This is a genomic window from Halobacteriovorax sp. DPLXC-1, assembly GCF_036903125.1.
GTDB classification, from domain to species: Bacteria; Bdellovibrionota; Bacteriovoracia; order Bacteriovoracales; family Bacteriovoracaceae; genus Halobacteriovorax_A; species Halobacteriovorax_A vibrionivorans.
In genome coordinates this window covers 1,493,299-1,519,745 of the sequence record NZ_JAYMCO010000001.1, presented here as the reverse complement: position 1 = coordinate 1,519,745, position 26,447 = coordinate 1,493,299, and the positions used below count along the sequence as shown (strand labels likewise).

Here is a 26,447-nt window from a genome sequence, read left to right as displayed (position 1 = left end):
AGATATTTACGCAAAGAGTCATGACGTGTACATCAAGGATTGGTAAATTCCCTCATTCACAAAAGGAGCCCCATGAATACGATAAAGTATGTCTTAATCTTAACCATCCTCAATATTTCTTTTAATATTCAGGCAATCAATAAAACGGCCTTTTCTGGCAAAGAATTTTGGTATATCGATCAGGCAGACCGTGTAGAAATCTTAACTGATCTTTATAAGCAAACAAAAGCAGAATACGCTCTTTGGGAAATTAAGAAAAAGCGTATCGGTGTTGATGGAGATAAGTTATTTAAAGAGGCAATCGAAGCAGAAAAAACAATTGCTGATGTCGATGGTGCAATTGCACAAGCAAGAAGCAATATGAATTTCTACGATCGTACTAAAAAGATCATCGCAACTTTCCAAGATACTCACTTTGGACTTAACACTCATATACCTGCACCTTGGATTGTATCTGGCTTTAATACTAAATACATCCCAGCAAGTGATAAAGTTGTTATAGCACAAATGTATGAGAAAGTTATTCAAAAGACGGTTTTAGAAAGCCGCTCAGGAGTTATCGAGCAAGTAGAACTTGGAGATGAGCTACTAAGCGTTGACGGTGTACCAGTAAAAGAGGCTATGAAAAACCTTATGCCATATATGGATGCATCAAGTGTTGGTTTTGCAAAGTCACAAGCAGGACGTTTTCTATTAGAAAGATACTTCCTCTTTCCATCAAGACCTTTCTTTGATGCAGAAATTAAGAGTGCTAAAAACGGAAGCATTTATAAAGTACGCCTACCACTTTATTTCTCTGGTGATACATCAGTTATTAGAAAGAAAGATATTTCATACTACCTTGAGCAAAAAGGTTTCCTAAAGCTTAAAGAGTTAAGATTTACTTTTTCAGATAAAGAAAGAAAATTTGTAAAGAACACTAGCCTAAAAGTAAAAGGCTTCGATTCAGGACTACCAAAAGGTGCAATTGAACTAGAGAATTGGACATCTGCAAATGGTGGAGGAAGTCCAATTGTTCACTCAGCTTTAATACTTAAAAACACTAAAGCCTATGCTTACCTTGCTGTAAATTCATTTTCGGTATCGACTGTTTATAACAATGGCCAAAGCAAAAGCTTCCTTGATGCTTTAAGACAAAACATTAAATACTTTAAAGATCAAGGCCTAGACCTAATTCTAGACATAAGAAATAATGGTGGTGGAAACGGTGGTTACCCTGCACAACTACTTTCAATGCTAACTCAAGAGAATGAGACTTATCCAAATGCAACTTGGGCAACAGCAACAACACGCTATATGCGCCAATTAATAGAATACTATGGGGTAAGAGAGTTATTTAAAGATATCAATGGAATGGATTGGGAAAGACAATCAGATGCATTCTTTGAAGCAGCATATAACGAACGTCCATACTCTAGAGCTGTACAAAATGAAGATATTAAAGCAGATGAAGAAGTTGGTGGTTACAATGGAAAAATCGTCGCTCTTATCTCTCCAAATTGTATTTCAGCGTGTGATATCACAAGTATTCTTCTTAAAGGATCAAAACGAGCTAAGTTAATAGGTACACATGCTAATGGAACAGGGGCAGGTTATCGCTCAAATGATGAATACAATACACAGTTTAAAGACCGTTTTCATGTATTCTCTACTCAGATCCCTAATATGCTATTTGGTTACGGACAATCTGAAGTTAGCTACAAACAAGACCTAGGTTTAGACTCGGCCTATGAACTAAATTCAGAAAATGTACCTGTTAAGGCAGATATTGAATATGTAGAGACATTAGAAGATTCTAAAAACTACATGTCAGGATGGATTTCAAAAGCAATTGAAGTATTAAATCAATAATTGATCTCGGCCGCTTAATAGATCTTAGTTATTAAGCGGCCTTATCATAAAGCCGATCTCTCTGCGATGAGATGGTAAATGAAAAACTGTCACATCATATTTATCCGAGAAGTTCTTTACCCACAAATCAATCTTTTCTAAATCACTTAAGACTGGTGTTTTAATCGTAAGAAAGCCACCTTTAATATCTTTATAAAAGTCCATAATGCGTCGAGATTGATTTGTATTTAAGTCTCCATTTAGATTTAGATCTGAAATCAACCAATCACAATGTTTTGGCAATTGAGTTCGAGTGATATCAAATACACTCTTTTTAATATGTTCAAAATTATCACCGAACTTTTCACTAATAATTGGATCCATCTTAGCAGGATCAATTGAGACGAGCTTAGCACCCCTTTCTAATACATAGTATGAGATTCCACCAGGAGCACTTCCGACTTCAATAACCTGATCATCTGATGATAGCTCTATATTAAATAGTGTAAATGCTTGGTTAATCTTATGATAAGCACGAGCAGGAACTTCCTGCGCTAATTCAACCTCTTCAATCTCAAATGTATCGACCGAAGTAGAAATTGTACGATAAGACCAGAATTGATTCTCTGAGACTGCGACAGACTCTCCAGCAGATGGCTTTTCCTGACTCTTCTCATTAAAGACTGCTTGTCTGCGTGCAAAGATTAAGGGATTTGCTGTTAGTTGTTCTTCATATGAAGAAGGGCCTTTCATACTGATGAATTCTTTATTAGAGAAACTTAATCTAAGCTTAGGATGCTTTAACTTAATTTCTTCAAGTAGTAGATCCTTTAGCTTTTCATGATAGAAAAATAAGTAAAAATCGTTCATAGGCCCATCCTAACATGATTTATATGCACATGCGCCCATAAATTATTTATGGGCGTATACACAAGTATATTGAAATTATAATGATGCAGGTGAACGAAGATTTTGTTCAATCTGAAATTGAGTAAAGATATTCTCCTTATTCTCTCCTTCAGAATAATAATTCTTATAAGGTATTGAACCATTTAAATTAGCACTAAAACTTCCTTTATTTGAATAAGAACCAAATAGTCGACGAATGAGATAGTCTTTTTCAACGTGATTATTAATATTGTAAGCAATATCTTTAAAACGCCACAGTGGTAGTTCATGCTTATACTTTGCATAGAGCTGCTTTGAACCTATTTCCATACATGCTGCGACCATTCTTCTACGCTTTGAAGGCCTAAAGAAATACTTCCAACGATACTTTCTTTCACACTTTCTTTTTATTTCAGAAGTATACTTTCCAACGGACCACTCTTTTAAGAATGTCCCATATGAACGATAAAGCTTGTGACGACAAGCACTGAAAAAAGACCTTAGGCGTCTAAAAAAGTTCTTTGATTTTCCACCACAAGCTTCTTTAAAGATATCGTAAACTTCAGATGAATTACGATTTAAGAAGTTTGCCATATTAGAATTATCAATTGTCATAGTAGATGAAAATTCAGCAGGTGCCTTAACTGTATAGTTATCAAGGACTGAAGCAAAGTTACCATAACTTTGAGTGCGATCTCTAATAAGACCTCTCATCTTTTTTTCGGTTTTATTCTTACTCCACTTATAGTCCTTATTTACCTTGCTTTGCTGATCAAGGGTCATGGTATAGACATTAGAGCTAAAGATATCAAAATCACGACGAGACTTAATAAGCTCCTCATTTGATTCATAATTGATATCAACGACCTTAGAATCAACTCGATCATTTGAGATTAATTGATCATAGCCAACTAGTTGACCAAGAACGATATTAAGTAATTTAGTAAAAAAGTTTTGTGTATACGATAGACGTTCATAGCGATGAGAAAAGAATTTATAAACCTTTCCATCTTTTACGACCTCTGTCGATTCTGTTTGAGAGTCTTTGACCCCACCTATAATAAAGGCCAAGTACTTACTCTTTTTTAATTCTTTCTTACGATTTTCATAGCTAGTTATATTATCTGCTAATTTTGAATAATTAAATTTTCCAAAACGAGTTACATTTTTTAACTCAGATAACTTCTCTCTATCATGTAAGTCCTGAACATAAATAGACATATAGGCCTTATATGATTTTTCAAAACTATAACTAAAGTCATAGCGAAATAATGTAAGCTTAACAATATTTAAAAAGTCCGCCATAAGCGTGATATTTGCTCCAGCTGAAATTAACTTAGAATCTTCTGCTGTAAGACGTATTAACTCATTTTCTTTTGCATTATCTGCCGGGCCAAGTCTTTGTATTTCAACAGAGGACTTTCTTTCATAGCTAGCAAGTGCACCAGCTGCAACACCAATACCTTGATAGGAAGCAGTTGCTGCCGCTCCAGCTGCAAAAGTAAGTGCATCTTCTTTTTTGATAAAATCGTAATCACTTAATTTATCAAAATTTTCTGGATTCAAATAACGATACATAAAGAATAAACGATCAAAGTTTGTCTGAAGAGCATCCGTTGCATTTGCAGCAAAGTGATTGTAGCGAATTGTTCTTTTAAGAGATAAATTACTATAAGACTTCAAAACCCCTGGAGCAATATCAATGATCCCCTTTTCTTGAAGAGCGCTTAAGAAATTACGGGCAGAAATTTCAATCACCATCTCATCATTTACAAGATACTGATCCTCATCAAAAAGAGAAGGTGCAGCTGAGCGATTAAACATAACTTTAAAACCATGAAAATTTCCAGCGTGTCTCCACCCCACAAGATTGACACCACCAAAGAAACCATTTGATTCATTACTAAGTCGATCACCAATGGACTGGTAATTTGCTTCGTAATTGTCATAAATCGTTTTATAAATTGGCGATATGTCGGCCAGATCTGTATCGGAAAACTCACTTTCTAACTTATACTTATCAACACTGAAATTAGAAAATTGAACAGATTCCTGCCCTGTCTGTGCGAAAGCAAGATTTAGATTAGTAAAAGTTGTGAATGTTAAAATGAGAAGTAGAGTTTTCAAATTCTTCTCTGCATTACCTTTAGTGTTCACGGTTCATCCCCCTATTTCCCCTGTGGACTATCCACATTGGACCTTTGGTAGGAAAAGAAACGGAAACTAACGTGCAATACAGATTCTTAGCCTAAAAGGGATGTTCGTTCATTTATCGACGCGAAGCAAGATTTTTCTTATCCATTATTAACACTGGCTTAATTTCATATATTTACGACTAAATAGTGATAGATATTATCTAATACGACTTAATATTAATTTACTGGATTTATACAAGAAAGCGTTCGATAATGAATATAACGATAAAATTCGTTGAAAGTTAAAAGTTGTAATAATGAATAAACGAGTAAATAACTAGGAGAAAAAACATGGCATTTGAAAGTATTGATGGAAAGCAAGTACCTAAGACATCATTTAAAGTTTATAGAGATGGTGGCCTGGTAGATTTAAGTTATGATGATGTGTTTAAGGGAAAGAGAGTTGTCGTATTCTCACTACCTGGTGCATATACACCAACATGTTCATCAACACACTTACCTCGTTATAATGAACTGGCCAATGCAATCAAAAAAGAAGGTGTTGATGAGATCTATGTTCTCTCAGTAAACGATGCTTTTGTAATGGATGCTTGGATACAGGATCAAAACGCAGAAGATATTCACGTCCTACCTGATGGTAATGGTGAGTTCTCAAAAGGTATTGGACTACTTGTTGATAAGTCAGATATTGGTTTTGGATCACGTACTTGGCGTTACTCAATGGTGGTAAATGACGGTGTGGTAGAAAAATCATTTATTGAACCTGATAAGCCAGGTGACCCATTTGAAGTATCTGATGCTGATACAATGTTAAAATACTTAAACCCGCAAGCTAAAGCACCTGAGGCCATTGCTCTATTTACAAGACCAGGTTGTCCTCACTGTCATCGTGCAAAAGAGCTTTTAACAGAAAAAGGCCATAAGTATAATGAAATTATCCTTGGTAAGGATACTTCAAATCAGGCCCTATTCGCTATCACAGGTCAAACAAAAGTTCCGCAGATTTTTATCAACGGGGAGCTGATTGGTGGACGCGATAAATTAGAAGAACTATACGCTTCAAAGTAAAAAAATAAGGCCAGCATTAAGCTGGCCTTCTACATATCTTAAATACAAAAAAGCATTTCAAAGTAAGTTGGAACTGGCCACATATCATCAGGAATGATCTGCTCAAGATTAGCACAGTTTTGTGCAATCAATTCACTTACAGGCATTAAGTCATAAGCAATTTTTCTAGCAGCTTCTTCTTCTGAGTTTTTCTCATGTAAGTCACTTAGGGCATTCTTTAGGTTTCTCGTTTGCTCAAATGCACCCTCAAGAGAAAATTGTAGCTCTTTTAGAAGTTCTTTTTCGACAGTTGCCTCAACCTTACATGACTTACTCGCTAGAATTGAATTCGTAAGTTTTTCTTTATATTGAATCGCTGCAGGGATTACATGCTGATTAACCATTCCAATGAGAGTATTAAATTCAATCTCACGCTTAGTGATATAAGCTTCTAAGTGAACGTTATAAAGAGTCTCTAATTCAGAATTGCGATAAATACCATGCTTCGTTAAAAATGAAGTCTCATCTTTATTAACTAAATACTCTAAACAATCTGCAGTTGTTTTAAGATTTGGTAGTCCCCTACGCTCAGCTTCTTCTAACCATTCTTGAGAGTAACCATCACCATTGAAAATTACATTCCAAGACTCATTTAATAACTCATGACAAACATCTAATAAGGCCTGATCAACAGGTGTTCCTTCATTAATTTTGCTTTCAAGCTTATGATTAACTTCTTCAAGAACACTTGTCACAGCTCCATTGAGAATTGTTAGAGGAAATCCAATTGATTGATCAGAACCACATGCTCTAAATTCAAACTTATTTCCAGTAAAAGCAAATGGCGAAGTACGATTTCGGTCCGTATTATCTTTTGGAAGCTTGGCAAGTTGTCCAGCACCAAGATCTAGTATTTCTTGAGACTCTGGAGCAAAGTCAGATTTTTCTTTAATTGCTTTAAAAATTTTCTCAATTGTTGATCCAGTAAAAACTGAAATAATAGAAGGAGGAGCTTCATTTGCACCAAGTCTATGGTCGTTACTATGAGAAGCAATAGAAGCTCTTAGTAGTTTTGCATGGCGATCTACCGCAGTAATTACGGCAGCAGTAAAAGCTAAGAAGCGATAATTTTGGTGAGGCTCTTTTCCTGGGTTTAATAAATTGATTCCAGTATCACTTGCAAGTGACCAATTTAGGTGCTTACCTGATCCATTGATTCCAGCAAACGGTTTTTCATGCATTAGAGCTTCAAAGTCATGGCGCTTGGCCACGTTTTCAATTGTCGCCATTACCATGTGATTATTATCTGCAGAGATATTTGCATCTCTAAAAATCTGAGCAATTTCAAATTGTCCTGGAGCAACTTCATTGTGACGAGTCTTTGCAGGAATCCCTAATTTATGAAGTTCAAAATCAAGCTCTTCCATAAACGCCATAACTCTTTCGTTAATAGCGCCAAAGTAGTGATCATCTAGTTGTTGGTTCTTTGTTGAAGCAGCACCAAAGAGAGTTCGTCCAGTCATTACGAGGTCGCGTCTTTGGTAGTAATAGGCCTTATCAATTAGGAAATATTCTTGTTCTGCCCCACAAGTTGCGATAACGCGCTTAACATCAGTTTCTCCAGTTAAGTGCAAGAATTTCTTTGCGACTTCACCAAGAGCTGAATTTGACCTTAGTAATGGAGTCTTAATATCAAGAGCCTCTCCGTGATAAGAAACAAAAGCCGTTGGAATACAAAGCGTCTTTGACTGTCCAGAGCCGATTAAGAACATTGGAGATGTTAAATCCCATGCAGTATAACCACGGGCCTCAAAAGTTGATCTCGCTCCCCCATTTGGGAAAGAAGATGCATCTGGCTCACCTTGAATAAGTTGAGTCGCTGATAATTCTTCTATTGGCTGGCCAGTTGAATAATCGTAATCAAGAAAGGCGTCATGCTTTTCAGCAGTTGCACCTGTTAACGGTTGAAACCAATGGCAAAAGTGAGTTGCACCTTTATTTAAGGCCCAAGCAGTTACGGCCTTTGCCACAATCTGCGCCTGAGACTCTGTGATTTGAGCGTTACTATTAATGACTTCGTTAATTTCTTCTCTAATAGAATCAGGGATTTCTTCGGCTGTTTGAATATCAAATGTATTTTCACCGAAATAATCTGATATCTTGTGATAATTTCCAGCTGTATCCTTAGGGCGAAAAAAACTTAAACCTTGATTGATAGTGTCATTAAGACTACTTTGAACACTCATATACTTCCTCTCCATGGCAGTGAGTTATTATTACCAATATTATAGGAAAGGATGAATATTTATGCCAACAAAATCTTATTGAGAAATTTGAATTTCTTGGAATGTTTGGATTTTAGAATAATCAATTGTTTCGGCCTTGATTTTAGACATACAAAGAACACAACCTGCCATTAAAACAAAGACCATTTTTAATATTGCTTCATATGCATCTGGTGGTAACATTGCGAACTCCAAAACTTTAAGCTACAAAAATAATTGATAGATAAATGCATAATTGCAAAAGAAATGCTGATGAGCAATAAAAATTTTAAACGAAGTACATTTTTATATGTGACACCAAAAGAAGTTCCAAAAGACTATCTTATGGATCACAAGCTTGATTACCGCTTATCCAGATGGTGCCTAAAAGAGCTGACCCAAGAAGAGAACTTAAGTATATCCAATCACTTACATATGGAAGCTGACGAGACTAAGTTGGTATCAATAAGTCACACCAAGGAGCTAGCAGCCTGTGCGCTATGCATCAACAAAGACGTACGTTCTATCGGCATCGATATCGAATGGGTTGGAAGAAAAATAAGGGATGGAAGCTTTAAATACTTTGTCTCAAAAGAAGAGGAATTAGAACTCTATTCTCCCCTAGAGATTTGGTGCATAAAAGAAGCGGCCTTTAAGGCCTATTATCCATTTCACGATCAATCGCAAAAAACACTTGTTCTAACTGATTTTGAAATTCAAGAAAACGCGACTTTGTTGGCCCCAAACGGTGAAACCTTTGATTTTTCACTAACAAAGCAAAAAGTAGAGGACAAAGAATTTATCCTTGTCCTCGCAGAATATTAACTCAAATACTTTTTAAATAATTCTTCATCATTAACTTTAAGTTCTTTAATTGATCTTAATCCATTGCCTAGAGTAACTGTTACAGTTTGCAACTTACCTGTACGTGCGATTAAAAGATCGATTTGATCATTTTCACTATACATCTCATCTAATTTATCGATGATCTTCTTATCTACCCTTAAAGCATTGATTGCAATAATTTCATCTCCAGCATTTAGGCCACTTTTATATCCGCAGCTTCCTTGTCTTACTGACTTAATATTGATTCTTCCCTTTTCATCCGAAAGATTAACACCAAGATCAAGTTTAGGAGTTGTCCATTCAACCTCAACACCCATTTTTTTAAGATGAGATTCAAAGTCAATCTCTTCAACACCTTCTACTAGAAGTTTAAATTCATCACATACTTTCTGAGAAACAAGAGATGATAAGATGTCAAAGAAGCCATCTTTAGTTAAACCAGTCTCAGGCCTTTCCTTATAATCCGCCCATAGAGCACGGACGAGGTCATTAATCCCCTTACCTTCTTCTTTCATAAGAACATTTAGGACGAAGAATACAAGGCCACCTTTTAAATAATAGCTAACTGAAGAATTTTTAAAATTCTCCCCTGCGCGATAAAGCTTTACCCATGCATTAAAAGATGAATCTTCTAAAGAGTGATAACCACGGCCAGGTGTTGAAAGAAAATTATTAATATTTTTCTTCATGCACTCCATATACTCACTTGGTGAATAAAAGCCTGCACGATAAGTTACTAACTGATCCACAAAACTAGTTAGTCCTTCAGTAAGCCAGTGCATACGAGTATAATTCTCATTCTTATAATCAAAAGGTCCAAGCTCTTTTGGCCTAATCCTTTTAACATTCCATAGGTGAAAATATTCATGGGCAACTAATTCAATAAATTGCTTCCTTCCTTTTTCTTTTGCCAATTCAAATGGACAGAATTGAAGAACTGTAGAATCGAGATGCTCTAGACCTCCAAAGCCATTAGGAGTTAGATGAGTGATGAAATAATAAAGATCATAAGGTAAATCTTCATCGAAAATCTTTGCTGTCTCGTGAACGGCCTTTTCCATATCCGCCATTAGTCCAGAGAAGACATCTTTTTGTGAAGCAAAATCTCCATAGAAAGCAACGTGATGTTCCTTATCTTTATACATAAACCCATTAGTTTCATGACAGCCTATTTCAAAGGGAGAATCCATTAATTCATCAAGATTCTCTGCTTCATATAAGAAAGTCGTTCTCTCAGGAGATACATCTTTTAATGCAGTTGTAACTTTAGTCCAAAGAGGATTAATCTTGATCTCAATTTGAGCAGGGCCTTGCTGATTTTCAAATGCAATAAAGACACTTGGCCCATGTAAGAAGGCATGTGTATTATCCACGTGAGATGTTCTAACCGTTAAGTCATGACAATAGACACTATATTGAATAAGAACCTTTGAATCGTCTTTAATCACTTCTGACTTGAAAACAGGATGATCAAGTTGAACTTCCCATTCATTCTTAGATACTTGCTTGTGAAAAAGTCGATTACCTTTAGAGTCCTCAACTTTTATCTCTTTAATATGCCTTGCATACTCACGCATTAAATAAGAGCCTGGTGACCAAGATGGCATATAGAAACGAAAAATATCACCTTCTACACCTTGAGATTTGATATCTGCTTCTAAACTAATATTGACGAGATGAGTGTGTGGATTTGGAATATCAATAGTATATTTAAGCACTTCTATAGCTCCTTTTATCTTTACTTTATAACTGTTAGATAACTCTAATTTATTTCATCAAAAACCTCTTGAAAAGGGTTCGTTTACTTGCTAAAAGCCATTAACAACACAATTTAATGGAAGACAACCGATGAAAACTGAATCAAAATCAGCGCAAAGCAGTGCGTCGTACAATATCGACCGCTCTCAAGTAACGCTACCAAAATTAAGTTTTACTCAAATGGCCCAAGATCAGCTTAATCTTATGCTTGAAAACGACTTTACTCTACAAGGCAAGTACTTAAGAATTCTTATAAGTGGTAAAGGATGCGAAGGATTTAAATATTCAATAGGTTTCCACGACTTAAATGATGATGACTTTCTAGTTCCTGTGAAGGAAATGGATATTGAAGTGGCCATTGATCCATTTACTGCTTTCTACTTAGGTGAAACGCAGATCGATTATCAATTTAACTACATTAACGACGAAGAAGGTTTTGTCGTTGTTAATAAGCAACAAGATGAGTTCCAAGGAAAATTTTGGCGTAAAGATAAGTCAAAAATTCCTCCAAAAGTTCAATAGCAAAATTCAGTAGGATAAAATATGGATTATCGCTATCTAAAGGCATTTACTCTAACGGCAAAATACCTAAGCTTTTCAAAAGCGGCAGCAGAGTTAAAAATTGCTCAATCTGCGGTATCTCGTCAAGTAAAGCTATTAGAAGAATCGATGAATGAAGAACTTATTATTCGCTCTAGTAAGAAAGTTATTCTTACGAAAAAAGCAAAAGATCTTCTTAAGTCGATAGAGCACTTTGAAGTTGACGTTGGTGAAATCTTTGAAAAAAATCAAGATAGGCCAATTCACATAGGAATCCTGGATGGACTACTTGTAAACTGGTTTAATCCAATTCTTGCAAAGTATGCCCAAAATTATAAACGCGATATATATGTACACGTAGCAGACTCTCCGGCCCTTAGACGAGGTATTGAAGACGGTGTCTATGACATGATCTTTTCAACTGATGGCTTTCAATCAGACCTAACTTCGTCATTGAAGTTATTTGAAGAGAAGTTTGTCATTATCTCAAAAGAAGAAATTAACAAGAAGAAGCTTCACGAGTACACGTGGATTGTTTTTAGTGAACTAGACCACTTATACAAGCTTTCAAAGAAGGCTCCCGCAAAAAAGATCGTTGTTAGCTCTCTTGAAAGTATAAAAGCGCTAGTTAAGCACGGTGTAGGTATTGCTGTAGTACCTGATCATACCCTATCTAAGAATCATAAATTTCATACAGAACCTATTACAGGCCTTAAGAATATGAATATTTATATGACCACTCTTAGCTATAAGAATATGCCGCCATTTTTAAAAGAATTTTCAAAGATATTACAGGCGAACTAGAAACGCTCGCCTGTTTTTTAGATAATTATTTAACTCTTTTGATGTCTTTGATACCAATTGTTCCAATTAGAAATTTCTTATTAGAAACAAAGTGAAGCTTTGATGAAGCTCTCGATTCAAAGTTAAACTTCCAATCTGAACCAACTCTTTCAACAGAGGCATCGTAATGCTTTCTCTCACCATTAATACCTGAGTACAAAGTATCAATTGTGATATCGGCACCATCCGATGGGTTTAAGTTTGAAGCCTTGATTTTTACAACTTGACGATCAGAGCGCTCAACCAGAGTCACTCCTTTAAGAAGCTGTTGTAAGGTATATGTCTGTGTTGAGATAACTTTTCCATTTTGATCGAATTCATTCTTATAAAGAGATTCAACCTCCAAAGTTTCATCATCGACATTAATACCAAGATGGTAGTATGACTTGTCTTCATCATTTGTAATGTGAACAAGTTTAACTGGTGCGGCCATAAGTTTAGTTGCTATAAATGCCACAATCGATAATTGAATAAGTAATTTCATATTTACTCTCCCTTCCAATTTGATAAGGCATACTGCCATTATTTCGTAATTTTTGGGAGAGAAAATATTACATGCTCCACTCGTTGAAGACCAACAAGCATTAGCTTAAACTAATAAGTACCATTAGCCTCAGCTTAAGGTGTTGAAAATAATAGGGCCACCGATGTGCTTGAACTCATCATCTCGTAAATTTTCGAATTCATAACCAGATAAATGATCATGTAAAATCTTCATAATATAGGCGTGAATATTATCTATCTTATCCAATCCAAAGGTTTGAGCAAAAAGCGCAATCTTTTCTTTAATATATGGGTTATCAAAGATTCCATCACTAAGCTTAGACTTTCCTAGAAAGTCCTTAAATTCTTCAATGGAAACACCCATTTTTCGAGAGTCATCTTTTTTAAATTTCTCTAAACTAAAATTAATAAATGTGGAAAGAATAATGGCCTCAAAATCAATCGAATTCACATCGTAATTTAAATAGTAATTATCAGATAATAGTCCATCATCTTTTAATGAAAGATATGTTTCTTTTAACCCTTTTATAAAAGGCATAAGCTCTCTTAACAAGTTGCACTTACTTTGAAGCTTTCGCCAAACCTCAGCATTATTGACCACGACAATTTTGTTATCATCATCACGATACTTAACCAGATCACTAAAGAAATCATCGAGGAAAAGATCAAAAGATGCACCTAAGAAGTTATCTGTTGAGTCCTCCATTAGATTATTACGAAGGGCCTTTTTCACATCTTTTTGTAAGATGCGAATAAGAGAATTTCCAATTTTATATATATCTGTAAAATCGAAGTAATCAAAAAGACTTTCATTATCAAAAGATCTTTGTTCATTGATATAAGACATTCCAAGTAAGACAAGTTCTCGGTTTTGGTTTCCAATTCTTGTCATGGCCACTGGGCCATCTTTTAGAACGCCATAATATTCCATACTCGCATTGAGCATACGAATAAAGTTAAAATGAAGGTAGTTAAAACGCTTTTCATCTGAAACCTTTGAAAGTTCCTCATGAATACTTCCAGAGTTCTTTTCAAAAGCGATAATTGAGTTCTGATGAAGAGTTTGAAGCTTGCCAAGAGTAGAAATATTTCCAGTTAAGGGCTCTCTCTTTTTAATAAAGAAATCGATATGACTGATTGATGGGAATGCATTCATTACCTCTAGCGCATCAAAATAATCGACAAAACCATACTCTCTAAGTCTCTCTTTTTTGGCCTGATATTGGTTTTCATTATAAATCATATAATCTTCAGAGATCATTTTAAAAAGATGCTGATAGGCCTTTTCGACTCCAACATTTGTATAGAGATCACGAATTAATTGTCTTACTTCATCAACAATTTCATTTTCTTCATCAAATTCAAAAAGTAGTAAATTATCTTCAGTTAAGAAATAATTATCGTGGTCAGGGTACTCAGGATCTTCAACATCAAAAGTCCATACATTGAAGCGTCCCTTTAGAAAGAGAATAAATTGATCAGATTCAATAAACTCGTAACGAATATGATCATCTGGACTCTTAGCAACAGAGCTTACCCACGATGAGAATTCGTTAATGTCTAAGTCATCTTTTGACCAAAGATCAATATCGTAGAAAGTTTCTCTTTGCTCCTTTGATAAAAGGCTTAGAGCATGAGTCTTAACTTCAATTGGCAAGGCCTTAATAGAAACATAAAGAGGCTGAACAGGTAGTTTTTCAAGGCTTTCTCCCTTTGAAATATAGCTATTAACTAATTCCATCGAAGTGTAGGCCTTAGATTCTTTAAGAATAAGGTTAATAACATCAGTATTAGGAAGCGATGCATTCCCGGGATTTTTCTTAGAATTATCTTTGATTTCTTTCTTATTTTTTAAATCATTAGTCATATACCTAATTTACGGCATTTGGTATAAGATGTTAATATTTATATTGGTTTGATAAGCACTTAGAAACACTGCATCAACAAAAAGAGGCTAAATTGGCTAAGTATATGAAAATTTGACTATAAATAATGCAACTAATATGATGAAGATCATGTTTTTTTACAAAAATATTATTTAACTTAAATAAGTGTTAATTTATGTTTGTAAGGAACGAGTAGGTAGAAAATGGCAGTTTTAGATAAGAAACAATGTGCAGATTGCCCATCAAAAGATATGGGAATTTTTTGTGGTCTAACTTTCCAAGAAGCAATGGAAGTTTCATCGACGACACACACATTAAAATTTAAACGTGGCCAAAGTATTTTCTCTCAGGGAAATAGCCCAGAAGGAATCTACTGCATTCAATCTGGAAATATAAAACTTACAAAAACTGGTCAAGACGGGAAAGAAACAATTATTAGAATTGTTACTCATGGTGATGTTATTGGTCACCGCTCTCTTTTTACAGCACAAGAATTTCACGGAACAGCTACGGCCCTTGATGATGTCGTGGTTTGTTTTATCGATCGCAATCATGTCCTTAAGCTAATCAATGATAAGCCATCAATCGCATTAGAATTAATTAACAAGCTTAGCCGTGATATGGGTGTTGCTGAAGAGCGCTCAAGTTCTTTTCATCAAAAAAATGTAAGAGAGCGTATTGCACAGCTTATACTGGAACTTTCAGACTCGCACGGTGTTGATCTTGGTAACGGCGAAGTTCAAATTAACCTCAAGCTTACAAGAGAAGAGATGGCAACAATGATTGGGACAGCGAATGAAACATTAATTCGCATCATCTCTGAATATCGAAAGGATGGCCTTATTGATCAAAATGGTAAATTGATAGTTATTAAAGATCGCAAAGAGCTACAAAAAAGAGCCGACGGGGTTCACTAATATTTTACTTAATTAAGTTTAAAGAATTGTTATTATAACGAAGAATTGAGAAATGGATTTTGAAAGGGCCCAGGCCCAAGAGCACTTAGTCGCAGCTCAAGATGGCATATGTCATCACTGCGGTGAACCTCTTGATGCCAATAACATTATCACATCAGAAAGTGATGGTAATGAGAGTGGTAAGAAACATCACTTTTGTTGTTACGGCTGTATGAGTGTCTATGGCCTACTTCATTCAAATAACCTACAAGAATTCTATCAATATCAAGATGTCCAAAAGTCTAAGAATCCAAAACTTTTACAAACAACAAGTAAAGAAAGTTACGAAAAGTTAAGTGATAAGTATCAATTTATGGATAAGAAAGAATTCTTAGATGACTTTATCACAATTGATAATGACAAGCTAAGAGTACACTTTCTAATAGAAGGAATTCACTGCCTTGCTTGTGTCTGGTTAATTGAGAGAATCTCTAAGCTACTGGACTTCATCGATCATGGCCAAGTTAATATTGGTAATAATGTCGCAAGTTTTACTATTGACACTAAGAAGCCTTATTCAATAGCAAAGTTGGCCGCTACTTTAGAAGGACTTGGTTATCTTCCTCATGCTTATAATCCTGCATCAAATAAGGGTGTAAAACTTAGTAATCGTACAGAAATTTTAAGAATCGGAGTTGCTGCTTCGGCCATGATGAATATTATGATCTATGCGATTTCAAATTATGCAGGAGCAACTCATGAGTACGCTCGTCTATTTGATGGAATTAGTCTTGCTTTTGCCCTACCTGTTATTCTCTTTAGCGCAAAACCTATCTTTATTAGCAGTTTAAGCGCGATTAAACTTAAAAGTACAAGTGTTGATATACCACTTGCTATGGCAATTGCATTTGGCTTTATCCTCTCAACATATAATTTTCTAATTGGATCAGGTCCTGTATATTTTGATTCAATCACAACATTAGTTTTCCTAATCTTACTATCGCGATTTGCTGTTAAGGTATTAACGCAAAAATCAATGTCCACAAAAGGTATCTCTTCTCTTTTCTACAATACAGGTGTGAAACTTGTTAAAGATGGAAAAGAAGAACAGGTTTACTCAAGTAAGATTGAAGTCGGCGATACAATTGTCGTTGAAGAAGATGAGCGCATAATTTTTGATTGTAAGTTATTGAGTGAAAAGGGAATTATTCTCAATACAATCAACACAGGAGAAAGCCACCCTATAGTTCTTAATAAAGGCGACAAAATTAAGGCCGGAGCAATTTGCATTGGCCCTAGTATTTCTCTTGAGGTTGAAGAAATAGGACTACAAACTCAACTAGGAAAGACACTAGAGAGAATTGAATCAAATTCAATCCAAAAGAACCCTGCTAATTTATGGGCCCAAAAGATTTCGAAGTACTTCACTATTGGAATTATTTTCTTAAGTACAATCGTTCTATTACAAGGCCTATATACAGGTAATCTTACAACAAGCTTTGAGAAGATCTTGGCCATTTTAATTGTAGGCTGCCCATGTGCTTTTGCAATTGCTACACCTATTGTTATTGCAACAAGAATTAATAAATTAAAATCAATTGGTATCTATATTAAAAATGAATCTTCTCTTGAAGAATTAAATAATACTAAGAATTTAATCTTTGATAAAACAGGGACTCTGACTAAAGGTGACTTTGCCGTTAATCACTTCATTAATAAGTCTCAATATAGCGATAATGAGATTCTTGCAATAGCACTAGGAATTGAGCGAAGTATTCAACATCCAATTGCCATTGCTATAAAAAAGTATGCAAAATCGAAGTTAACAAAAGAGGAAGCAAATCAATACCAACTTATTGATGTTGTTAATATTTTAGGAAGCGGAGTTAGTGCAATTATTAACAAAGCTCAATATGAAATAAAAGCGATTACTCAACAAGAAAAGAATCTTATTGGATTATTTGAAGATTCAACTCTTCTTGCAACATTTGAAGTATCAGATAGTGTGAGAGCAGAAAGTATACAAGTCGTTAACTATCTTAAAGAAAAAGATATCGATATACACTTATCAACTGGTGATCATTCTGATTCTGCATACGATGTTGCAACAAAGCTTGGAATTAATCCAAAACATATCTACATCGAACAAAAGCCTGAAGAAAAGCTAACATTAGCAGCAAAGCTTAAGAATGTTACATTTATTGGTGACGGTGATAATGACGCTCTAGCTATGGTTAAAGCAAATACGTCAATAGCGATAGGAGCAAGAGCAGATATGGCCATGAGAAGCTGTGATATCTACGTTGCTAATGATGATCTCTCACCTATCCAAATTCTATTTCAAGTTGCTTCAAATGTAAGGGAAACATTAAGAAGAAATATCTTCTTTGCAGTAAGCTACAACATCGTAGGAATAAGCCTGGCCATGGCCAATATAATTACTCCTCTTTATGCGGCAATACTAATGCCACTAAGCTCTTTAACTGTATTGCTCTCTAGTACAATACCTCTTATTGGATTTGATAAGAGAATTTTAAAAATAAAGGGTGAAAGCTGATGGAAGTCATATTTGTTTTGTTACCTCTTGCGATAATGCTAGGTGTGGCGTTTCTAGTTTTCTTTATATGGGCCGCAAAGAGCGGACAATATGATGACTTAGATACGCCATCTGTAAGAATGTTATTTGATGACGATAAAGATATTAAAACTGAGAAGAAAAAAAATCATATAAATGATGATGTTAAAAACAAAAAGGAAGAGTGATTATGAGTACAAATCATGAAGCCCAATTAGAAGAGTTTTCGTACGACGACAAGATTTCGAAAGCCTTCTTAATGGCAACAATTCTCTGGGGTGCGATAGCTCTATTCATGGGAGTCTTTATTGCATTTCAACTAGCTTATTGGAAATTTAACCTTGGGCTAGAATGGACAACTTTTGGTCGTTTAAGACCACTTCACACTAATGCGGCGATCTTTGCCTTTGTTGGAAACGGGATGTTTCTTGGTGTTTACTACTCGACTCAGAGACTATGTAAAACAAGAATGTTCTCAGACTTCTTATCTTGGGTACACTTTTGGGGTTGGCAATTAATTATTGTTTCAGCTGCCATTACACTCCCACTGGGAATTACAACTGGTAAAGAGTATGCAGAACTAGAATGGCCAATTGATATTGCTATTGCAGTTGTGTGGGTTGTCTTTGCTGTAAACTTCTTTGGAACACTGATAAAGAGACGTGAACGTCATATGTACGTAGCTCTTTGGTTCTATATTGCAACGATTGTAACAGTAGCTGTTCTTCACATCTTTAACTCTCTTTCACTACCTGTAAGCTTTATGAAGTCTTATCCGGTATATGCAGGGATTCAAGATGCACTTGTTCAGTGGTGGTATGGCCACAACGCCGTTGCCTTCTTTTTAACAACTCCATTTCTAGGGATTATGTACTACTTCATTCCAAAAGCGGCCAATCGTCCGGTTTATTCTTACCGTCTATCGATTATCCACTATTGGTCTTTAGTATTCATTTATATTTGGGCAGGTCCTCACCACCTACTCTACACTTCAGTTCCAGACTGGGTACAAACACTAGGGATGACTTTCTCTATTATTCTATGGATGCCTTCTTGGGGTGGGATGATCAACGGTCTTCTAACTCTACGAGGAGTATGGGATAAAGTACGTACCGAGCCAATGCTTAAATACTTTGCCACTGCTGTAACTTTCTACGGTATGGCAACATTTGAAGGTCCTCTACTGTCAATCAAATCAGTAAACTACATTGGACACTTTACTGACTGGGTAGTTGGTCACGTACACGCAGGAACGATTGGTTGGAACTACATGATGATTGCTGGGGTAATTTACTTCTTAGTTCCAAAATTATTTAAAACAGAAATCTATTCAAAGAAAATTGCAAACGCACAATTCTGGCTAGCAACAATTGGACTTCTACTTTATATGATGTCGATGTGGGTTGCTGGTATCACTCAAGGTCTAATGTGGCGTGCAGTTGATGCTTCAGGAAAGCTTGTTTATCCAAACTTTATTGAAACAGTAGTAAAAGTTGTACCTATGTATTGGGTAAGAGCTTTTGGTGGTGTATTCGTTCTAGTTGGTTTCTTCTTAATGATTTTTAATATTTGGATGACATATAGAAAATCAAAATGGGTAAACCAAGATAAAGAAGAAGCAGAAGAAGTATACAAAGCAGCTCCTTTATCAGCACAACCTGAAGAAAAAGATGCAGATAGCCACCGTAAGCTTGAAGGTTTACCAATGGTATTTACTGTACTTACTCTTCTAGCGATTCTTGTTGGTGGTGCTGTCGAGATTATTCCATCAATTCTATCGGATCGTTTTGTAGAAAAAGATCCACGAGTAAAACCATATACTCCACTTGAATTACTTGGACGTGATATCTACGTAAAAGAAGGTTGTTATGTATGTCACTCTCAACAAATTAGACCAACTGTTTCTGAAAAGCTTCGCTATGGTAACCCATCAGTAGCGGCCGAATCAGTATATGATAGGCCATTCCAGTGGGGATCACGTCGTATTGGTCCAGACCTTGCTCGTGTGGGTGGAAAGTACAACGATATGTGGCACTATCGCCATATGATCAATCCACGTGAAGTAACAGCTGGATCGATTATGCCAAATTATGATTGGTTAACTAAAAAGAAAGTAAACTTTAAAATGCTTCCAAAGAAAATGAATGCAATGATGGCACTTGGAACTCCTTACACTCCTGAGCAAGTAACTCGCTCAATTGACGATGCGATGGCACAAGCTCAAGAGATCGCACAAGGTCTAAGTGAGAATGGTGTTTCGATGAAAGTTGCCGATAAAGAAATCGTTGCTCTAATCGCCTATCTTCAAAGACTTGGTATTGATACTAAAGAAGAGGCAGGAGAATAGAGATGAAAACAGAAGCAATGCAAAACATGCCATGGGAATGGATGCCAACATTAGCACTTCTAATTTTCTTTACGATCTTCGTAGCAGTCCTGGCCTGGTCACATCGACCAGGCTCTAAAAAGCTCTACGAAGAAGTGGCAAACAATGCCCTTTCTGATGGCGAAGCCGTCAAAAATGAAAACAAAGGAAGCAACAATGAGTAACGAAAACAAAAATAGCAAGAGCGAAAATATTGTTTTAGAAGATGAAAAACATCTAGTCCTCGATCATGACTACGATGGGATACAAGAGCTTAATCACCCACTTCCAAGTTGGTGGAGTGGACTTTGGGCGCTTTCTTTCATTTTCTCAATCCCTTACTTTATGTATTACGTTTTAATGGATGGTCCAACACTACTTGAAACGTACAAAAAAGATATGCAGGAAATGCAAAAAGTTATTGATGCAGAAGCTGCAAACACAGCAAATTTTGATATTGAAGTTTATAATAAATATGTTGAAACAGATGCTGCAAAAGAGCTTGGAAACACAGTATTCATTGATAACTGTGCTGCCTGTCACCTTGAAGATGGTGGCGGTGATATCGGTCCAAACTTAACAGATAAGCACTGGAAAAATATTAAGAAATTTGCGCCAGAACAAATCTATAGTTTCATTGTTCATGGTAACGTTGATATGGGGATGCCTGCATGGGGAGAAGTTCTAAGTAAAGAAGATATTATGGCCGTAACTGACCATGTAATTCAGCTTCAAGGAACAACTCCAGCTAAGGCAAAAGAGCCTCAAGGTGAAATACTAGATTACTAAAGAGAAGAAAATGGCAAATAAGAACCAATTTGAATTACACGACTCACGTCTAGGCACAGTGGATGAAAAAGGTCACCGTGTCTACCTCTTCCCAGAAGAGGTAAAAGGCTTTTGGCGAACAAGGCGTGAGATATTCTATTGGTTCTTAATATTCTTTTATCTCATCTTGCCGTGGATTTATATTCAAGGAGAACAAATGATTCTCCTTAATATCCCGGCAAGAGAGTTTTCATTTTTTACATATAAATTCTATGCTCACAATGCACCAATCCTTATATTTGTCATTCTTGGCTTCCTCTTCTTTATTGGATTCATCACAAGTATCCTTGGAAGAGTATGGTGTGGTTGGGCCTGTCCTCAGACAGTATTTATCACTTCAATTTTCCTCAAACTAGAGGCACTAATTGAAGGAAAGCCAAGACAAAGAAAAAAACTTAACGATTCTCCATGGAACAAAGAAAAAATCATTAAGAAATCACTAAAGTGGATTGTCTTTACGATTGTTTCTCTTCATATTTCTCATACGTTTCTCGGCTACTTTGTAGGAACACACCACCTTGTATCAGTCAGTTTCCAAAACCCGGCCGAAAACTTCACTCTATTTTCTATTATGCTCTTTTTGACTGCATTATTTCTTTTAGACTTTGGCTGGTTTAGAGAGCAATTTTGTATCATTGCTTGTCCTTACGGAAGAATGCAATCAGTAATAATGGACGATAACTCGATGGCAATTCTCTACGATGAAAAACGTGGAGAGCCGAGGCGTCAGCCAGGGATGAAGCCTAACGAGCACGGTGACTGTATTAACTGCTATGCATGTGTAAAGGCCTGCCCGACAGGTATTGATATTAGACGTGGTGTTCAACTTGAATGCATTGCTTGTACTAATTGTATTGATGCATGTGATGATATCATGGTGAAAACAAAGAGACCCAAGGGTTTAATTCGCTACGATACTCAAAGTAATATGGAAGGCAAAGGACGCCATATTTTTTCATTTAGAAATATCGCTTATCTTATTGTCTTAATTGGACTTTTAATCGGCTTTATTTTCAGTGTCTCAATGTCACAAGGAATTACGACTACTGTCCTCAGAGGTCCAGGTACACCTTTTAGAGTACAGTCAGATACAAAGACATTAAATCATTTCCAAATTGTTTTAGAACAAAGTGGTGATATAAAAACTCATAATGTGAAATTTGCTATCGAAGGTGTTGATAAAGAAAACTATGAGATAAAAATGCAAAGGAACCCTTTTGAGTTTACGACAACTCACAAGAGACAAAACGTATTTATTGTCTTCGATAATAGTATATTAGAAAAAGGAAGTCGTAAGTTTACTTTTATCATTACTGATTTAGATACAAATAAAGTTATAAAAAAAGAGGCGGTACTCGTTGGACCAACTAAGTAGTCTCCAAGGCATTTCTCCATATCTCATTATAAGCGCAGGCTTAACAATGGGACTTGTTGCAAATTTCCACTGTGTGGGAATGTGTGGTGGCATAACAATGGCCGTCTCAAGAAATGTCGGTCAAAATCTCTCATACCAATTGGGAAGACTACTAGGTTACCTATCAGTTGCACTAATTATACCAACTCTAGGTTTTACTCTACTTGACTTTAAAGGTAACCCTTACTTAATGCTTTTTTCGAGTCTAAGTATTGGACTCATTCTTATATGGATGGGTGCAAAGAAAGTCTTTAAGTTTAATAATTTTAAATTTGCTGCAAAGATCTCTCAAAAGCTTCATCAATTGAATGCGAGGCTTTGGCCTGCAATATCAAAGAAGGTTGGAAATAGGCCTTACCTATTTAACTTTTCTATTGGAAGTATTAGCGTCTTACTTCCTTGTGGTCTACTTTGGGCGATGCTAGCTCTTGCGATCAGTGCAGCTTCCCCTGCCCTTGCGGCCCTATTTGTTTTCTTCTTTTGGCTTGGAACTTTACCTGGTTTAGTTTTTGGCCCAACACTTATTCAAAAAATTAAATTCCCGGCCAAGGTGCAAATGGGAATCCCATACTTATTTCTAATCATTGGAACGGTGACAATTGCATATCGAGTATATACAATGTGGAACCCCCAAGCTGGAGCCCCACTATGTCATTAAATATAAAGAAAATTATTATGAAATTCTTTCGTGACCCTGATTACTATGCATTCAACTTTCTGATCTTCACAGTAATCATTCTCTTTCCATGCTTACTAGTCGCCCTAACTGCGAAGTACTGGTAGAGCAACCTTACTTGCAGTCGCGCATACGCTGAAGTAGTTCACTATCTTGTGCTTGAATCTTAGGTCTTAAGTATTCAACGACAGATGAGTTTTCTTGTAGAATACGAACAAGTCGACATAAGAAGACATTATCTTCACGACTCTCCACAACTTGCCACGATTGTACGACATTATTAGTCTCATAGAATAATTTGAAAAAGAGTTCTTGGTATTTAAGTTTTACATCTCTTCCGGCCTGTGCTGTTAACTGCTCACCAATGGCCTCATCATGAATGGAGAAATTCCAAGTTAATTTATCTCCACTTCCAAGGTCTAGAGTTCCCTCATATGTTTTAAAAACAACACCCTTCTTTGTGATACGAACAAGTTTTCCTGAACGATAACCATCAGACTTAGGGTAATTTAGAATTCCCCACCCCAGTAAACCTGCTAGAATGACTAAAATAAAAACAATAAAGTAGACCTTTTTTTTCACTGAACACCCTCAAGATTTAATTTTCTCTATTGTATCCGCAAAAAACTAATTTTGTAAAAATTAAGACCTCTTAAGTTGGTCAAAGTTTCTCACTGCATTAAATTACTCATGGTACTCAGAAAACGCTCGAGGTAAAAATTGTTCAACTTTATTGACCCATCAGACACTCAGGCCGTTATTCCTATTCTGGGATTATGCCTACTTCTATGTCTTATTGTGGCCAGGTTTTCGAAGAATATTGGAATTCCAAAAGTTTCTGGTTTCATTATCTTGGGCATACTTCTTGGGCCATATGTAAGTGGTGTGATAACTCATGAGTTCTTAGAAAAAACAAGCTATCTCTCGGATCTTGCCCTAGGACTTATTCTATTCAATATAGGTGGCGAGTTTAATAAGTATCTTTTGAGGCGTATATCAGAGCAGGTTGTGAAAGAATCACATATAAAAGTTGCCCTCATGTTCTTCTTTAGTTTTATTCTCTTTGCCATCACCCTATTGATTTTTTCTTCCTTCACTTTTAGTAATATCCTTATTATTTCATTTATGCTTGCTGTTATAAGTGTTGAAGCGGCTCCCCCTACAACAGTTCTTGTTATGAAAGAGTATAATAGCCATGGCCCCCTAACTGACGCTATTATGATTCACCTTGGAATTGTCACGGGTGTAACAATCATTGGAACTTTAATCTTTACTGCTATCTTTGAGGCCACTGGCGTGTGGCCATCTTTTGATACTCCATACGAGACCATCTTAAGTATGGCCAAGGTCATTTTTGGCTCTATTGCAATCGGTGTTGTTCTAGGAATCCTACTTGCCTGGCTAGAGAATTTTGAAAATAAAATTGGAAACTTTCTCTTTTCAATTGTAACAATGCTGATATTTGCGCAAACCCTTACTTATTTTTTAAATTTGAACGTCCTATTGGTTTCCTTAGTGATGGGCTTTACCATCACTCAGGCTTCTTCCAAAGGTCGCCTCATTCATACTACCGTAAGAGATATGGGAAGCTCCCTCTATGCAATTTTCTTCGTCTATGCTGGTACCCATATCAATATTGCAGGTATTATCTCAGAGGGCGCCCTCTATGTTCTCATGTATATAGTCGTTAGAGTTATTTCAATTTACTTTGCTAATAAAGTCTTTGCCTATCGTGTAAAAGAAAATGACTACCACAATCTTGGCCACTGTCTATATTCACATGCAGGTACGGCCATAGCTGTTGCAATGGTTATTGGAGAAATCCCACATGTAACAAGTGAAATCATCTTTCAAACAATAATCTCTAGTATATTCATATTTGAGTTAGCTGGTCCCCTTATCCTAAAGGAAACATTGAAGCGAAGTGGAGAGATATCAGTGGAGATGATGAACGATGCTGCAAGTCGTTACGGCCCAGATCAAACACGAAGTTTCTTTAAAATTACGAAAGATTTCATTGATAATAGTATTTCCGCCCTTAAAAAGTAGGAATATACTGAAATATCTTTGTCAGGATTTACGTTGTGAGTTAAGATGGGGACATGGATACAACCTCAATGACTGCTAATGAACAAGACACTTGTGAAGTGAAAGCAAGTGAGACAGAAAATACAGATAAGAATAACGATAAGAAAGAAGAGATAACAAAAACTCGTAAAGACCTTCATATGCCGCGTCGTATCTTCCATTTCTCGATGGGAGTTATTGCAGGAATGATTTATAAGCACTTTCTTACTCACACTCAGGCCGTGCATATCCTAGGGGTGGCCACGTGTCTTTTCTATATTCTTGAACAAATTCGTTTAAACTATCCAGAAAACAAGTTAACAAAACTTGGTTCAAAATATCTTCTAAGAGCAGAGGAGCAGCTTAAAGAATCGGCATCAATGCCTTATCTCATGGGCCTACTTCTTACAATTTTAACATTTCCAAAAATTATTGCACTTGTGGCCATCTTCACACTAGCTGTTTGTGATCCATTAAGTGCCATTATTGGAATTCGATTTGGTAAGACAAAGTTAGCGCCAAATAGATCACTTGAAGGTACTGTTGCATTTCTTATTGCAACTCTAGCAATCCACATTGGTGTACTTACAAGTGTTTACACTTTTGATGTGAAACTCGCATTAGTATGTGTTTTTAGCTCAATTGTCGTAACCGGTTTTGACTTCTTAGACTTTAAAATTGATGACAATCTCACAATTCCACTTGTGACAGCCTCTTCAATTTGGGTATTTCTTGCATTGATTATGTAGAAGAGAGAAGCTTAGAAGATTCCAAACCTCTTTTTCTTTTTAATTTGCTTGCGGCGATAATAAGGCTCTTTTCGAGAGTTAATTATTTCAATTTTTCTCTCGATTAAATCCTCATTTAAGAATTCACTTAAGTAATCTTCCAGGACTTCCATATTGACCTCATCTAAGAGAGTGAGATCTTCTTTTTTTATCGAGATAAGAATATTTTCCATATTCATCCATTCAAAGAATGAAATATTTTCTAAAACAATTTCACGGGCCAAGTCCACACTACTAGAATTCACTTTTAATATCTCCTCGCCCCTACTATTATAT

Annotated in this window: 25 protein-coding genes; 16 read left to right on the top strand and 9 right to left on the bottom strand. The window is 36.0% G+C overall.

Features of this window, described 5'->3' with window-relative positions; all coding sequences use genetic code 11:
* Positions 1-72 precede the first annotated feature (72 nt).
* Positions 73-1,851, top strand: a complete 1,779-nt coding sequence (locus VCM44_RS07315) for a S41 family peptidase (protein ID WP_115363137.1) — start codon at positions 73-75, stop codon at positions 1,849-1,851.
* A gap of 24 nt (positions 1,852-1,875) precedes the next feature.
* Here the strand turns inward: VCM44_RS07315 and VCM44_RS07310 are convergent, their stop codons facing one another.
* Positions 1,876-2,700 (bottom strand): SAM-dependent methyltransferase, encoded by an 825-nt coding sequence (locus VCM44_RS07310; protein WP_334678419.1) that lies wholly within the window; start codon positions 2,698-2,700, stop codon positions 1,876-1,878.
* A 75-nt stretch (positions 2,701-2,775) separates the two neighbouring features.
* Positions 2,776-4,875: a hypothetical protein gene (locus VCM44_RS07305; RefSeq protein WP_334678418.1), complete on the bottom strand. Its 2,100-nt coding sequence runs from the start codon at positions 4,873-4,875 to the stop codon at positions 2,776-2,778.
* Between the two features lie 329 nt (positions 4,876-5,204).
* Here VCM44_RS07305 and VCM44_RS07300 point away from each other — a divergent pair, with 329 nt between their 5' ends.
* Entirely contained in the window at positions 5,205-5,942 is a 738-nt protein-coding gene (locus tag VCM44_RS07300) for a glutathione peroxidase (protein WP_120404952.1), read from the top strand.
* A gap of 38 nt (positions 5,943-5,980) precedes the next feature.
* On the opposite strand, the gene VCM44_RS07295 is transcribed toward VCM44_RS07300, so the two are convergent.
* Together VCM44_RS07295 and VCM44_RS07290 are read right to left on the bottom strand one after the other, a co-directional pair.
* The gene (locus VCM44_RS07295) at positions 5,981-8,167 is read right to left on the bottom strand and encodes a glutamine synthetase III family protein (protein WP_162929628.1); all 2,187 of its coding nucleotides are present in this window, start codon (positions 8,165-8,167) and stop codon (positions 5,981-5,983) included.
* Between the two features lie 75 nt (positions 8,168-8,242).
* Positions 8,243-8,389 carry a hypothetical protein gene (locus VCM44_RS07290; RefSeq protein ID WP_158536906.1) on the bottom strand — a complete coding sequence of 49 codons (147 nt, stop codon included), beginning with the start codon at positions 8,387-8,389 and terminating at the stop codon, positions 8,243-8,245.
* Between the two features lie 69 nt (positions 8,390-8,458).
* Between VCM44_RS07290 and VCM44_RS07285 the strand changes: the two genes are divergently transcribed.
* Positions 8,459-9,010: a 4'-phosphopantetheinyl transferase family protein gene (locus VCM44_RS07285; RefSeq protein WP_334678417.1), complete on the top strand. Its 552-nt coding sequence runs from the start codon at positions 8,459-8,461 to the stop codon at positions 9,008-9,010.
* On the opposite strand, the gene VCM44_RS07280 is transcribed toward VCM44_RS07285, so the two are convergent.
* Positions 9,007-10,749 (bottom strand): M61 family metallopeptidase, encoded by a 1,743-nt coding sequence (locus VCM44_RS07280; RefSeq protein WP_334678416.1) that lies wholly within the window; start codon positions 10,747-10,749, stop codon positions 9,007-9,009. The genes VCM44_RS07285 and VCM44_RS07280 overlap by 4 nt on opposite strands.
* A gap of 130 nt (positions 10,750-10,879) precedes the next feature.
* On the opposite strand from VCM44_RS07280, the gene VCM44_RS07275 reads away from it, so the two are divergent.
* Together VCM44_RS07275 and VCM44_RS07270 are read left to right on the top strand one after the other, a co-directional pair.
* On the top strand, positions 10,880-11,311 hold the full coding sequence (locus VCM44_RS07275; protein WP_120404956.1) for a HesB/IscA family protein: 432 nt from the start codon (positions 10,880-10,882) through the stop codon (positions 11,309-11,311).
* Between the two features lie 21 nt (positions 11,312-11,332).
* On the top strand, positions 11,333-12,133 hold the full coding sequence (locus VCM44_RS07270; protein WP_334678415.1) for a LysR family transcriptional regulator: 801 nt from the start codon (positions 11,333-11,335) through the stop codon (positions 12,131-12,133).
* Between the two features lie 25 nt (positions 12,134-12,158).
* On the opposite strand, the gene VCM44_RS07265 is transcribed toward VCM44_RS07270, so the two are convergent.
* Positions 12,159-12,656, bottom strand: a complete 498-nt coding sequence (locus VCM44_RS07265; protein ID WP_115363154.1) for a hypothetical protein — start codon at positions 12,654-12,656, stop codon at positions 12,159-12,161.
* A gap of 129 nt (positions 12,657-12,785) precedes the next feature.
* Positions 12,786-14,543, bottom strand: coding sequence for a DUF6178 family protein (locus tag VCM44_RS07260; protein ID WP_334678413.1), 1,758 nt, complete (start codon positions 14,541-14,543; stop codon positions 12,786-12,788).
* A 222-nt stretch (positions 14,544-14,765) separates the two neighbouring features.
* Between VCM44_RS07260 and VCM44_RS07255 the strand changes: the two genes are divergently transcribed.
* From VCM44_RS07255 to VCM44_RS07215, 9 genes are read left to right on the top strand one after another with little or no spacing between them, the layout of a single operon-like run.
* A complete protein-coding gene (locus tag VCM44_RS07255) occupies positions 14,766-15,479 on the top strand; it encodes a Crp/Fnr family transcriptional regulator (protein ID WP_115363158.1) in 714 nt (237 codons plus the stop codon).
* A 52-nt stretch (positions 15,480-15,531) separates the two neighbouring features.
* Positions 15,532-18,015, top strand: coding sequence for a heavy metal translocating P-type ATPase (locus VCM44_RS07250; RefSeq protein ID WP_334678412.1), 2,484 nt, complete (start codon positions 15,532-15,534; stop codon positions 18,013-18,015).
* Complete coding sequence (gene ccoS, locus VCM44_RS07245; protein WP_120404961.1) at positions 18,015-18,221, top strand: cbb3-type cytochrome oxidase assembly protein CcoS; 207 nt, start codon at positions 18,015-18,017, stop codon at positions 18,219-18,221. Before VCM44_RS07250 ends, ccoS begins: the two co-directional genes overlap by 1 nt.
* Positions 18,222-18,223: 2 nt before the next feature.
* On the top strand, positions 18,224-20,380 hold the full coding sequence (gene ccoN / locus VCM44_RS07240) for a cytochrome-c oxidase, cbb3-type subunit I (protein WP_115363164.1): 2,157 nt from the start codon (positions 18,224-18,226) through the stop codon (positions 20,378-20,380).
* Positions 20,381-20,382: 2 nt separating this feature from the next.
* Entirely contained in the window at positions 20,383-20,583 is a 201-nt protein-coding gene (locus tag VCM44_RS07235) for a cbb3-type cytochrome oxidase subunit 3 (RefSeq protein ID WP_115363165.1), read from the top strand.
* Complete coding sequence (locus tag VCM44_RS07230) at positions 20,576-21,187, top strand: c-type cytochrome (RefSeq protein WP_158536908.1); 612 nt, start codon at positions 20,576-20,578, stop codon at positions 21,185-21,187. The genes VCM44_RS07235 and VCM44_RS07230 overlap by 8 nt, the downstream gene beginning before the upstream one ends.
* Before the next feature lie 10 nt (positions 21,188-21,197).
* The gene (gene ccoG, locus VCM44_RS07225) at positions 21,198-22,601 is read left to right on the top strand and encodes a cytochrome c oxidase accessory protein CcoG (RefSeq protein WP_115363169.1); all 1,404 of its coding nucleotides are present in this window, start codon (positions 21,198-21,200) and stop codon (positions 22,599-22,601) included.
* Positions 22,585-23,298 carry a sulfite exporter TauE/SafE family protein gene (locus VCM44_RS07220; protein WP_115363171.1) on the top strand — a complete coding sequence of 238 codons (714 nt, stop codon included), beginning with the start codon at positions 22,585-22,587 and terminating at the stop codon, positions 23,296-23,298. The genes ccoG and VCM44_RS07220 overlap by 17 nt, the downstream gene beginning before the upstream one ends.
* Positions 23,289-23,423 carry a hypothetical protein gene (locus VCM44_RS07215; RefSeq protein ID WP_255509249.1) on the top strand — a complete coding sequence of 45 codons (135 nt, stop codon included), beginning with the start codon at positions 23,289-23,291 and terminating at the stop codon, positions 23,421-23,423. The genes VCM44_RS07220 and VCM44_RS07215 overlap by 10 nt, the downstream gene beginning before the upstream one ends.
* A 7-nt stretch (positions 23,424-23,430) precedes the next feature.
* Here VCM44_RS07215 and VCM44_RS07210 read toward each other — a convergent pair whose 3' ends face one another.
* Positions 23,431-23,898, bottom strand: a complete 468-nt coding sequence (locus VCM44_RS07210; protein ID WP_334678409.1) for a hypothetical protein — start codon at positions 23,896-23,898, stop codon at positions 23,431-23,433.
* Between the two features lie 138 nt (positions 23,899-24,036).
* On the opposite strand from VCM44_RS07210, the gene VCM44_RS07205 reads away from it, so the two are divergent.
* Positions 24,037-25,365: a cation:proton antiporter gene (locus VCM44_RS07205; protein ID WP_115363174.1), complete on the top strand. Its 1,329-nt coding sequence runs from the start codon at positions 24,037-24,039 to the stop codon at positions 25,363-25,365.
* Between the two features lie 53 nt (positions 25,366-25,418).
* Positions 25,419-26,132 (top strand): diacylglycerol/polyprenol kinase family protein, encoded by a 714-nt coding sequence (locus tag VCM44_RS07200; protein WP_334678408.1) that lies wholly within the window; start codon positions 25,419-25,421, stop codon positions 26,130-26,132.
* 11 nt (positions 26,133-26,143) lie between these two features.
* On the opposite strand, the gene VCM44_RS07195 is transcribed toward VCM44_RS07200, so the two are convergent.
* On the bottom strand, positions 26,144-26,416 hold the full coding sequence (locus VCM44_RS07195; RefSeq protein WP_133296971.1) for a hypothetical protein: 273 nt from the start codon (positions 26,414-26,416) through the stop codon (positions 26,144-26,146).
* Positions 26,417-26,447: the final 31 nt, after the last annotated feature.